This window comes from Acidobacteriota bacterium, assembly GCA_016195325.1.
In the GTDB taxonomy this organism is placed as follows: domain Bacteria; phylum Acidobacteriota; class Polarisedimenticolia; order JACPZX01; family JACPZX01; genus JACPZX01.
Genome location: JACPZX010000086.1, coordinates 1 through 11,162 on the forward strand (window position 1 = coordinate 1; position 11,162 = coordinate 11,162).

Annotated in this window: 12 protein-coding genes and 1 pseudogene; 2 read left to right on the top strand and 11 right to left on the bottom strand. The window is 69.4% G+C overall.

Annotation, left to right across the window (positions count from 1 at the left end; translation table 11 throughout):
* The 4 genes from HY049_15910 to HY049_15925 form a co-directional block, all read right to left on the bottom strand.
* On the bottom strand, positions 1-1,068 hold a 1,068-nt coding region (locus HY049_15910; GenBank protein ID MBI3450387.1), incomplete at its 3' end, for a serine/threonine-protein kinase PknK.
* Positions 1,069-1,168: 100 nt separating this feature from the next.
* Positions 1,169-1,510 carry a CDC27 family protein gene (locus tag HY049_15915; GenBank protein ID MBI3450388.1) on the bottom strand — a complete coding sequence of 114 codons (342 nt, stop codon included), beginning with the start codon at positions 1,508-1,510 and terminating at the stop codon, positions 1,169-1,171.
* The gene (locus HY049_15920; protein MBI3450389.1) at positions 1,498-2,616 is read right to left on the bottom strand and encodes a M20/M25/M40 family metallo-hydrolase; all 1,119 of its coding nucleotides are present in this window, start codon (positions 2,614-2,616) and stop codon (positions 1,498-1,500) included. Before HY049_15920 ends, HY049_15915 begins: the two co-directional genes overlap by 13 nt.
* A 124-nt stretch (positions 2,617-2,740) precedes the next feature.
* Complete coding sequence (locus HY049_15925; GenBank protein ID MBI3450390.1) at positions 2,741-3,838, bottom strand: hypothetical protein; 1,098 nt, start codon at positions 3,836-3,838, stop codon at positions 2,741-2,743.
* 298 nt (positions 3,839-4,136) lie between these two features.
* Between HY049_15925 and HY049_15930 the strand changes: the two genes are divergently transcribed.
* A complete protein-coding gene (locus HY049_15930) occupies positions 4,137-5,294 on the top strand; it encodes an ATP-binding protein (GenBank protein ID MBI3450391.1) in 1,158 nt (385 codons plus the stop codon).
* A 17-nt stretch (positions 5,295-5,311) separates the two neighbouring features.
* On the opposite strand, the gene HY049_15935 is transcribed toward HY049_15930, so the two are convergent.
* The 5 genes and pseudogenes from HY049_15935 to HY049_15955 all read right to left on the bottom strand — a co-directional run bounded on the left by HY049_15935 (position 5,312) and on the right by HY049_15955 (position 8,876).
* Complete coding sequence (locus HY049_15935; protein MBI3450392.1) at positions 5,312-5,587, bottom strand: hypothetical protein; 276 nt, start codon at positions 5,585-5,587, stop codon at positions 5,312-5,314.
* Positions 5,584-6,168, bottom strand: coding sequence for a hypothetical protein (locus tag HY049_15940; GenBank protein MBI3450393.1), 585 nt, complete (start codon positions 6,166-6,168; stop codon positions 5,584-5,586). Before HY049_15940 ends, HY049_15935 begins: the two co-directional genes overlap by 4 nt.
* Positions 6,165-7,631 carry a VWA domain-containing protein gene (locus tag HY049_15945; protein MBI3450394.1) on the bottom strand — a complete coding sequence of 489 codons (1,467 nt, stop codon included), beginning with the start codon at positions 7,629-7,631 and terminating at the stop codon, positions 6,165-6,167. The genes HY049_15940 and HY049_15945 overlap by 4 nt, the downstream gene beginning before the upstream one ends.
* A 436-nt stretch (positions 7,632-8,067) precedes the next feature.
* A pseudogene (locus HY049_15950) lies at positions 8,068-8,547 on the bottom strand (hypothetical protein).
* Positions 8,548-8,711: 164 nt separating this feature from the next.
* Positions 8,712-8,876 (bottom strand): type II toxin-antitoxin system HicB family antitoxin, encoded by a 165-nt coding sequence (locus HY049_15955; GenBank protein ID MBI3450395.1) that lies wholly within the window; start codon positions 8,874-8,876, stop codon positions 8,712-8,714.
* Positions 8,877-9,085: 209 nt separating this feature from the next.
* On the opposite strand from HY049_15955, the gene HY049_15960 reads away from it, so the two are divergent.
* Positions 9,086-9,280 (top strand): hypothetical protein, encoded by a 195-nt coding sequence (locus HY049_15960; GenBank protein ID MBI3450396.1) that lies wholly within the window; start codon positions 9,086-9,088, stop codon positions 9,278-9,280.
* Positions 9,281-9,457: 177 nt separating this feature from the next.
* Here HY049_15960 and HY049_15965 read toward each other — a convergent pair whose 3' ends face one another.
* Positions 9,458-10,075 carry an NYN domain-containing protein gene (locus HY049_15965; protein MBI3450397.1) on the bottom strand — a complete coding sequence of 206 codons (618 nt, stop codon included), beginning with the start codon at positions 10,073-10,075 and terminating at the stop codon, positions 9,458-9,460.
* Between the two features lie 467 nt (positions 10,076-10,542).
* The gene (locus tag HY049_15970; GenBank protein ID MBI3450398.1) at positions 10,543-10,944 is read right to left on the bottom strand and encodes a hypothetical protein; all 402 of its coding nucleotides are present in this window, start codon (positions 10,942-10,944) and stop codon (positions 10,543-10,545) included.
* Positions 10,945-11,162: the final 218 nt, after the last annotated feature.

Below are 11,162 nucleotides of genomic sequence, written 5' to 3' on the forward strand. Positions count from 1 at the left end.
GGGCATGCCGGGGCGGCACGCGACCCCCGCCGCGAGCTTCCCGTGAACCTGCGCGTGGCGCCGCGCCTCCGACAGGAACCGCGTCTTCCCCACGCCGGCCTCGCCGGTGATGAGGGCGAGGAGGCCGCCGCGCGGGCGATCGACGAGGGCGGTGAGGCGCGCGAGCTCCGCCTCGCGCCCGACGAGCGGCGCCCATGTCGCGTAGGCGACCCCCGTCTCGGCCGTCTCGATCGGATGGCGGCGCCCCGTCGCGCGGTTGATCGCCTGGAGCGTCTCGGCCGCGCTCGCGAAGCGCTGCGACGGCTCCTTGGAGAGAAGCCTCAGGATGATCGCCGAGAGGGCCGGCTCGAGGAGGGGGCGGAGGGGCGCCGCCGCCCCCGTCGGAGCCGCCGCCGACGGCGGCGTCGGCTCCAGCTCGAGATGCCCGCGGACGATCTCTTTCCCGGACCCCTCGAACGGGCAGCGCCCCGTCGTGAGCTGGTAGAGCATCACGCCGAGGGCGTACAGATCGCTGCGCCCGTCGATCGTGCCGCCCTTAAGGGCCTCGGGGGAGACGTAGGCGAGCGTGCCGGCAGCGACCCCCTCGGCGCGCGCGCGCGATGCCAGGCCGAAGTCGACGAGGACCGCTCGCCGCTCGCCGGCTCCCCCTGTGACGAGCACATTGTCGGGCTTCAGATCGCGATGGACCAGCCCGCGCGTGTGCACGAACTCGAGCGCCCGGCAGATCTGGGCGACGAGATCGAGGGCCTCGTCGGCGCTGAGATCCGCCGCGGCCTCGACGAGGCTCTGCCCCTGGATGTACTCCATCGAGAGGAAATGCGAGGGCTCCCCCTCGACGGCGCCGAAGTCGTAGACCGCCGGGAGGTGCGGGTGCCTCAGGCGGGCGAGGATCTCGAACTCGTGGGTCAGCGCCTCTTCGGCCGCCTCGTGCGTGACAATCTTCAGGGCGACGAGGGCGTTCCCGGTCGCGCGGTCCTCGGCGAGGTGGACGCTTCCCATCCCCCCCGCGCCGAGAGGGGACTTGATCCGGTACCGGCTGTTGATGAGCCCTTTGGTCGGAGTCGCCACCGTCTCACCTCGAGTCGCACGACAGTCCAGAATTGACAGCCTATCGCGAGGCTCAAGATACTACGGCGATCTGTGTCTAATTGCAACAAGCGTTGCAACCCTACCCCTTCGGAATACTCCCGAGAAGTTCCGATATCTCCGCCTGCGGCCCCGAATGCCCCTGCACCACGGCCATCCCCCGGGCCTCTTCGAGCACCCGGCGCGCCTCGGCCGTCTCCCCGAGCCGGATGAGGCACTGACCCAGCGAGATGCAGACCGCCATCCAGTCGCGCTGGGCCTCGAGGCACTTGCGGTACTCCGCAGCCGCCGCCGCGAAGTCCCCCTGCTCGAGGTAGACGTTGGCGAGCCCGAACCGCGCGAGGTGGTTGTCGGGGGTCGCCGCGAGAATTTTCTCGTAGCGATCTCTTCGAGCGGTGCTGGCCTTGAGCTCTACTGGATCCACGACGTCTCCCTGACCATCGCGTCGATGAGATTCACGAGGCCGATCTGGTCCCTCATGTCGATCGTCTCGATCGCCGAGTGCGAGTAGCGGATGGGGATCGACAGCGGGACGACCTTCGTCTTCGGATCCTGGAAGACCGAACCGTCGTTCCCCCCCATCGTCGCGCCGTAGCCGAGCGCGAGCCCCTTCCCCTTCGCGAACTGCATCAGCGCCCGGACGCTCGCGATCGGCGCGATGTAGCTCGTGTCGAGCGCGCGGATCATCGGCCCCGCGCCGATCGGCGCGAAGGCGAGCCGCTTGCTCTCGATGGGGGAGTCCGACGTCACGAACGAGTCGACCGCGATCACCACGTCGGGCGACACCCCGTGCGCGATCGCCTCGGCCCCGCGCAGCCCGACCTCCTCCTGCACCGACCAGGCGAAGGTGACCGTCCCCTTCACGTCGGCCGGCTTCAGCCGCCGCACGACCGCGAGGATTGCCGCGCAGCCGAAGCGATCGTCCATCGACCGGGCCGCGAGGCGCGTCCCCGCGAGCTTCGTCACCGACTTGCGAATCGTGATCGGGTCGAGGAGCGCGACGCCGAGCGCCTCGGTCTCCTTCCTCGACTGCGTGCCCGTGTCGATGAGGATGTTGTCGACCGTGAAGTCGGCCGGCTTGTCAGCAGAATCCCTCCTCAGGTGCGTCGACGGCATCACCACCACGCCGCTCACGTCCCCCGACGTGGCCGTGTGGACGAGGACGACCTGGCCCTCGTACTGCCAGTCGTAGAAGCCCCCGAACTTCTGGACCTGGATCATCCCGTCGTCCCGGATGTTCGTCACGACGTAGCCGATCTCGTCCATGTGGGCGACGTAGAGGACCGACGGCGATCCCGACCCGACGGTGACCGAGAGGTTCCCCATCGCGTCGACCTTCGCCGCCTTCTTCGCCCAGTCGGGAAGCTCCGCGAGAACGGCGTCGCGCACCCCCTCCTCGTGCCCCGACACGCCGTAGGCGAGGAGGAGCTTCGTCAGGAGATCGATTTCCTCCGACCCGGCCGCGCGGACCGGGGTAGCGATGAGAAAGAGCGAGGCGGCGCAGGCCGCTGCGATGGCTCGAGAGCGCATGGGCATCCTCCACGAATATGAAGATCGAGTCGCGGAGTCTACCCCGTGGGCGGTCCCCCCGTGAACTCGTCGCCGCGCAGCACCAGGAACGGCGGGCACCCGCGCTCGACACCCAGCTCCCACGTCAGATCGTCGGGGGCCCGTCCCGAGCAGCGCACCCGTCCCTCGTGAAGGAGCCCCAGGTGGTGCCCCACGCCGAGGGTCGTGCGGATCGGAAGGCGACGTGGTGCTCCTCGAGCCCCCCGGTCCCGAGCGCGCGGCACGCCGGCGCCGTGCAGCGCCACCCATCGCGCTCGAGGGCCGGGTTGTCGCGCCGCTGCCGGCGCGTCTCGACGTTGTCCCAGGTCCTCCAGAAGTCGTGCATCGCGAGGACGAGCGCCTGCCACGGCTCGAGGCCGCCGCCGACGTTGCGGCGGCAGCGCGCGAGGTGTTCGAGCCACATCGTGTGAACCCCCGCCGCGACGCGGAGCCGGATGCTCCCGGTGCGCTCCGGCGTCACCGCGGTGGATCCGGTCGAGGTGGATTCGTCGCTCTCGATCGCCCGGACGAACCGCGCGGCCTCAGGAGGCGCAGACGCGTGCAGGTCGCGGCCATCATTGTCGGCGCTGCCGCCGCCACCGTCGGCCTCGCCGCCGCCCCCACTCGCCCCCGAAAGCTCCGCGAGCACCGCTTCCAGGCACTCCCCCGAAGACACGGCGTGGCCCAGCAACTGCCGGACGAGCGCGACGGTGTCGCGCCACATCCTGATGACGGACACCGGCGCGCGGATCTCGACGGCGATCTCTCGCCCACGATCGTCGCCCCGATCCATCGCGCCGGCCCCAACGCCATCCGTCGCCCCGGCGGCATCGCCGCACGCGCCCATACCCTCCGCCGACTCCGCGGCCACGCTCCTCGCCAGCGCGCGAACGCCGGCGCGGCGTGCGAGCGACACCCAGTACTCCTCGGTTTCCGGCGTCGCCACACGCGTGACGAGGCGCACGCGCCCCGACGAGAGCGCCCCCGAGTCGCGCGCGGCGGCGACGCGCGGCAGGGCGGCGAGGGCGGCCTCGACGCGCACCATCTCCTGCGCCGTGCGCGGGATGACTCCGAGCCGCTCGACGACGTAGTCGCCGAACCTCACGAAGCCGAGCCGCCGGAACGCCTCGCTCGCGCGCATGAGAAGAAGAGCGGCTCCGAGCCGGCGCTCGATCGACGTGCGACGAACGTCGGGCCGGGGCATGACCTCGACGGGTCGCGCCGGCGCACGAGGATGCGTCGAGCCTCGTGAGAGCATCGAGAGGGACATCGCGCGTTCCGCCTCCGCGTGGGATGAGAAGAACTGCATGCGAAAGCTACACGAAAGTCAAGCGCAGGTCAAGAACAAAGTGTGTTGAGCTTCGCGAGTGGCTCCGACATCGTCTCGACCGGAAGCCGGCAGATGAACGCGGCCTTCCGGACCTTGAAGTCCAGGGACTTCACGTGGTCTGCGAGCCCGTCACGCTTGCGTTCAGTAGTACTAAACGCTAAGCTGTTGGCGTATGGTCAAGCGGCCCTTCTGGGAGCGGCGGATCCGCTCGGCGTTCCGACGGCGGTCGGTCGTCTGGCTGATGGGGGTCCGGCGCGCCGGGAAGACGGTGCTGGCCGGCTCCCTTCCCGGGTTCGAGTACCTGGACTGCGAGCTGCCTCGCGTCCGTCGCCTGATGGACGACCCCGAGGGCTTCCTCGCGGGCCTTCGCGGGCGTCGCGCGATCGTCCTCGACGAGGTGCATCGTCTCCAGGATCCCGCGGCGGTGCTGAAGATCGCCGCGGACCACTTCCCGAATGTTCGCGTCCTGGCCACCGGGTCTTCCACTCTCGGGGCGTCGGCGCGGTTTCGGGACACGCTCGCCGGGCGCAAGGCGGAGGTGTGGCTCACACCCATGTGCCACGCCGACCTCTTGGCGTTCGGAAACTCCGACCTGGGACACCGCTGCCTCCACGGCGGACTCCCCGGCTTCTTCCTCGCGAAGCGCGTGCCCGAGGCCGACTTCCAGGAATGGATGGACGCGTTCTGGGCGAAAGACGTCCTGGAACTTTTCCGTCTGGAGAGGCGGGCCTCCTTCCACCGCTTCGCGGAGCTCGTCTTCGCGGGGAGCGGCGGCATCTTCGAGGCGACGAAGTTCGCCCGGCCGTGCGAGGTGAGCCGCCAGACGATCATGAACTACCTGTCCGTTCTCGAGGCGACCTTCGTGGTCCACGTGGTGCGGCCGTTCTCGGGCGGCACCTCGGCCGAGATCGTCGCAGCCCCCCGCGTGTACGCGTTCGACACGGGCTTCGTCTGCCAGCATCGCGGCTGGCGGGATCTGCGGCGGGAGGACCTGGGGGCGCTCTTCGAGCACCTGGTCCTGAACGAGCTGCACGCGTTCCTCGGGTCGCGCGGGTCGATCCGCTATTGGAGGTCCAAGGCGGGCCCCGAGGTCGATTTCGTCCTCGATCGCCCGGGGCGTCCGGTCGCGATCGAGTGCAAGTGGTCTGCGGGGTCGTTCGAGCCCGGCGGGATCCAGTCCTTCCGCCGGCGCCACCCGGGTCCGGTCAACCTCGTGGTGGCCGCCGACGTCGACCGGCCGTTCGAGCGACGCTACGGCTCGATGCGGGTGCGATTCGTCGGTCTGGGGGATCTCGCCGGGCCGCTCGCACGAGGGAGGTCGGTAACGTAGGCGGGCGGTGCTCTCTGTCAGTCCTGCCCCACCCCCTCGATGCGCTTCATGATCGCGCGCCCCGTCGTGTCGATGCCTTCGGGGTCGAGCAGCGCCTCGATCGCCCGGCTCTCCATCTGAAGCTCGAACGCCGCCTCGCGGGCGGCGGGGGTCAGGTCGGCCCAGTCGGAGGAGGGGATCACGTTCCCCCACGCATCGCGCGCGCGGTGCGCGCCGGCGGCCGCCTCGATCAGAAGAGCGTCGTCTCCCATCGGCCTACCGGTTCGGCCGCCCGACCCCTTGCGGAAGATCATGCGAGGATCCCCTTCATCGAGACGCCGCGCCCTTCGAGACATGCACGCAGCGCCCGCCGCGCGCGAACGATGTTCTGGAAGTAGGTGTTGAGCGACATCGTGACCGACGCCGCGAGCCCCGCGTCACTCTCGCCCATTCCCCGCAGCCGCGCCCCGATCGCCGCGCGCGGCTTCGCGGGGAGGCGCCCGAGGCACTCCTCGATCGCGCGCCGCAGCCCCGGGTCAGCCGGGAGCGCCGGCTCGATCCGACCTTCCGGGAGCCGCTCCAGCGCGTCGATCTCCTCGCGCGTCACGCCGCGGTGCTTTCGGATCTCCATCAGCGCTCCGGTGCGTGCGACGCGGATCGCGTAGGCGAGTGACGCGCCCGCTCCCTGGAGGTCGAGGCGCGGCGCGATCCGCCACATCGTCATCATCGCCTCCTGAATCACCGCCTCGACGTCGAGCTCGCGGGCGAAAGACCGGAGGCTCCGCCGCACGGGGAGCGCCACGCGGGCGTACCAGGCGCCGAACGCCTCCATGTCCCCCTCCCGCACGCGGGAGAAGAGAAGATCGAGGGAGGCGGACGGCGCCGGGTCGGTCATGTGGTGATGGTCAGCGTGTACAGATCCAGGTCGATCGAGCCGTCAGGGTTCTGAGGACCGGCGGGACGGATCCACAACAGGCCGAACGCTGTCGCCGGCCACGCGCTCCCCGGCGGCGCGACCAGGGCGAGACGGAGGACCAGCCCGCGCGCGTGCGGCCCCGTCCGAGTCGTCCCTTGATCCTCGACGGACGCCGTGAACCGACGCCCGTCCTCGAAGGTCGCCGCCATGACATGGCCCGGCTCGGGGAGCTCGAAGCCGTCGTCGGGGCACTCGAACTCGAGCAGGATGCGGCTTCCTTCGGAGCGGAGGATGCGGGCGGCGAGGGAGTACCGTCGATCGTAGCGACGGCCTGAGTCCGTCGAGGGTCCGTACGCACCCCGCACCTCATAGACGGTACTCGGGTCCATGCGATCGAACGGGATCCGCGGCCTCCTCGCGAAAGCCTCCGGCGCCATCGCCATCCTCGACACGAACGAGCCGGTGTCCGCCGCGCCCGCCATCGTCATCCCCGCCGCCCCCGCGAACCCGACCCCCTCCGCCGACACGCCGTGCGGCAGCTCGACCGGAAGCCTCTCGCGCCGCCTCGGCGCCTTCGGATCCACGCTCGGCTCCTCCGAGATCGCGACGAGGCTCGTCCGCGCCGTCGCGATGCGGTGGCGCATCCCGAGCGCTTCGATCTCCGCCGCAAATCCCGCCGCCTCGCCTCGCCCGGCCGCCGCCATCTTCGCCTCGACGTCGGCCACCGCCTCGCGCCCGAAGAGCGCCCCGATCGGCAGATCGCTCACGCGCGCGGCCTTTCCGTCCGCCGCTTCGCCGCGAGACGGCACCCTTCTCTCCGTCTCCCAGATATCCCCGCCCGGCCGCGTCCCGCGGATGCGGATCGTCCCCCCCTCGGGGCGCAGCCTCACCGCCACGACCGCCGGCCGTCCCGACAGGACATCGACGCCGCGCGCCGGCGCCACGCCGAGGACGGCGTCGCCTGCGATCTCGAGCCCCGTCACGACCGGCCCGACCGTCGCGCGGAGGATCCTCTCCGCCGCGACCTGCGCGACCTCCGGGGAGATCTCCCCATCCGCAATCACTTCGACCCCCGCCCCCGCGCGCGACACGCCGCGCGTCAGCGCGCGGTTCGGCGCCGCGCCGATGCCGGCGACGTGCACGCGCACCCCCGCGTCGCGCGCGGCCATCACCTTCCCGATCACCTCCGCCTCGAAGCCGATGTACCCGTCGGTGAGGAGCACGATCTGGCGCTGCGCGCCGTCCCTGAGGGGCTTCAGCGCGTGGACGAAGGCCTGCGTCATCTCGGTGGCGCCTCCGGCCTTCAGCTTTCTCAGCTCCGCCACCGCCTCCCTCCGGCACGTCGCCGTCGCCGCGGCGGGGCCTGAGACGATGGATCTCACCTCGCTCGCGAAGGCGAGGAGCTCGAATCGGTCCTCGTCGCGGAGGCTGTCGATGAGCACCCCCGCGATCGCCTTCGCGCTCTCGAGGGGCTGGGCCGGACATGGATCCGCTGGCGTCGACGAGAATCGTCAGGTCTCGCGGCGCCACCTCCTTGGGCTCTTCGGGGGGCGTCACGGTCACGAGGGCGTAGCGCCCGGCGTCCCCTTCGAGGCCTCTTCCTTCGACGACGCGCGCGGCCACGTCGGCCTCCACGGCGCGCCACCTCTCGACGATGTCGCGGTCGAGCCTCAGGTCGTGCTTCTCGACCTTCTTCTCGCCGTCGACGCGCAGCTCGAAGCTCGCGCGGATGGGGGTGCCGGCTCCGTCGGCGCGGTCGGGGTCGAGCTTGCTCGCGTCTTCGACGCGGCCGGGCTCGCCGTGGTAGCGGACGCCGACGACGGTGGGGAAGCGGTACTCCCACTCCTTGTTCGGGGTGAAGGCGAGGGGGTGGAGGACGTGGATCTCGATCGTCGCTTCGGTGCCCGGGGGGAGGTTGCCGAGCTGCTGGGTGAAGGTGTCGGCGCGGTGCTGCTGCATGAGGGCGGCGGCGTGTCCGGCCTCGATGGCTCGGTCGTAGATCCTGGCGGCTTCCTCGGCGGGGTGGACTTCGGAGGTGATGGTCCTCTGGCCGAGGGTCATCGTGAAGCCGAGGGCGGCGCCGTCGGCGGGGAGGGGGAGGGTGTAGTGGACTTCGAGGGGTTCGTCGTAGGGGTTCGCGTAGGTCTGGGTGAGGGTGGTGAGGGCGATGCCGTTTTCGGCGCGGGCGCGGATCGTGACGGCTTTCAGGGGGTAGGGCTTGCCGGTGGTGGAGACGAGCGTGGCGCCGCGGGCGGTTTGGGGGGCGGGGAGGGTCATCTGGTGCGGCATGGGGGGTCCCTTCCTTGGTTCGAGGGTAACCGATGCGTCCCGTGTCGGGGGATCCGGCGGGGCGCGCATCGGTTGGGGCTCGCTTCGGGGGAGGGAATGCTCGGGGTGGGGGATCGGTGACAGGGGGGGTGATCAGGTGGCCATCAAGTACCGTGGGCGGAGCTATGTGCTTGAAATCTCAGATAGCCGTGACGCTCGATGGGCCGGCGGGGCGCTGCCCAATCAAGTACCCGTCAAGTAGCGCGAAGGCGGTCGGCGATAACTCGCAGCGCCAGCGCCTGAACTCTGGCCATGGCTTCATCCTGGGTCTGCCCGTACGTCATGACGCCCGGCAGGTCCAGGGCTTCGGCGATCCAGCGACCGTCTTCTTCCTGCTCGAGCTCGACCTTGAGCCGCATCAGGTCTCCTTTACGCTACTGGATTCGCCCAGAGCATACGCTCAACAATCGGGGGACGGTAGGGTCGTCGACCTGGGGCTCCCGCGCACCCCTCCTGCCCCACTCCCTCGATGCGCTTCAAGATCACGTGCCCCGTCGTTTCGGTCCCGTGGTGGTTGAGGCGCTACATTCGCGCGAGGCTCGGCGATTCGATGGACGGAGGGCCCCAGATGAAAGGCGTGCAGTTCCTCGTCGACGAGAAAGGTCGGAGGACCGGGGTGCTCATCGACTTGAAGGAACACTGGGAGCTCTGGGACGACTTCTACGACCTTGCCGTGGCCCGCTCGCGCAAGCACGAGCCGCGCGAGTCGCTCGGATCGGTCAGGAAGAGACTCAGGAAGATCGGCAAGCTGCGTGAGCGGTGATGCCCTCAGCCGGAAACTCGCGACGAGAAAGTGTCACCGCTGGTGACGCAATTTCCATGGACCCACCTGGAAGACCCGTGTTCCGATCGCCTCGATCTCTTCGCGCCAGCGCAGCCGAGCCTGGCAGTCGTCACTCCAACTGAGCTGCTCGTCGGCTGAAGGTCGCGCAGCGTTCCCTCACCAACCCGGCGGCTTGTCCACACGCGTCCCGTCCTGGAGCACGACAGGGTCAGGATACTGGTGCCGCGCGTAGGCGTGGCTGCTCACCCGAAAGCTCCGCGCGACGAGCTTTTCAAGCTCGCTGTTCTTCCGCCTGTAGGGAAACGCGAAACAGACTTCCTTGAACTTGAAGAGTTGCGATGCGAGGCGCACCGCGGGCGCGAGGTCGGTGTCGCCGGTGACCAGTACGACCTTGTCCGCGGCGTCGCGTTGGAAGAGGTCGAACAGACGCACGGAGATTGCGACGTCCGTCTCTTTTTCTTCGTGGTGGACCGTTGTCGTCCCGCACGTTCGGCAGTGAACGTCTTTGGACTTGAATCGCCCGAGCTCGACTTTCACCCCCGTGGATTCCAGGCACGTGATGTAGGAACGGTGGCGAGCACTGACTCCTGGCTTTCGGGCGTCGATGTGGGTCGCCAGCGCGGAGAAGTAGTGCACGCTCTCGAGCGTCGCTCCGCCACCAATCGCCGGCAGGTAGGAGGCGAGAAGCGCGCGCAGGTCCAGCCACCTCGTGCCGGTGCCCGAGAGGTCGCGGCTGGCTTCGCGGAGCGAGTGGTAGACGTTGAACCCGTCCACGAGGAAGGCTATTCGGTTCATAGGTTTCGGGCAAAAAAAACCCCCCAGGTCGCAACCTGGAGGGGGCCAACAGGCCCCTCGCGAGGCCGGCTGGGGAGGACGGTTGAATGATGGCCAGCGGCTTTCGGCTTGTCAAGGCAAAGGTGAGTTTGGGGACGAAGGGGAGGCGGTGCGGTCGGGGGATTCGGATCGAGTGCGTCTCGAAGACCAGCGCTCCGATCGTCTCGTCCCAATCGGAAGGGCGCCTCAGGCCAGGGTGATCACGATGACCGATCCAGATGATCACGATGGTCCGGACCACGCAGACGTCACTCAAACCAGCCTGGCAGGGGAGCCCGTGCGCTCGAATCGTACCCGATGGCCCGGAAGGGGGCTGCGTGCCGGGAATAAGCCAGAATTAGCCGGAATAAGCCAGAAATAGCCAACCCGCAGATTCGGCGGCGTTTCCTCGCAGCCGGAAGGGCTGGTTACTTCAGCTCCCCCCTCAGCTTCTCGAAGTGATCGAACCGAAGGTCGAGGTACCTGGCCGCCTGCACGGCGGTGATGCGGTTCGTGTCCATCGCCTCGAGGACCACCTGCGTGAACGGCCTGCCGGCTCGTCCGAGGGTCTTGTCTACGGGTGACGCGAAGCCGGCGGAGCGCTTCGGGAGCCCCCGGAAGTACTTCGTCCATGCTTCTTTCCACTCACGGTAACGCGACCAGGTCATCCGGCCGATCGTCCTGAGCCTCGTGGCCATCGCGAGAGGGGTGACCCGGAATCTCGACGCGAGGGTTCGAACCTGGGGGACGTTCCATGCGTCGCGGGCGACTGCGACGCCGCGGAGTTGATCCTCGAGTGCGGCCTGCGGGATGAGGATCGCGCTCGCCACTTCCTCGGTGAAGCGCTCGACCTTGTCCCACGCCGACGCGGGTCTTGTCTCGCTCAGTGCGGGGCGCTCTTCCTGGTTTGAGCGCGAGGGCGAGGTGCGCCAGCTCGTGCATGAGCGTGTACGAGCGCGCGCCGGGGGCGGTCTCCTTGCTGTTCACGCCGATCGCCGGGGTCGGGAAGACGAGGAGCGAGACGCCGCGCATCTCGGTCAGCGGCACC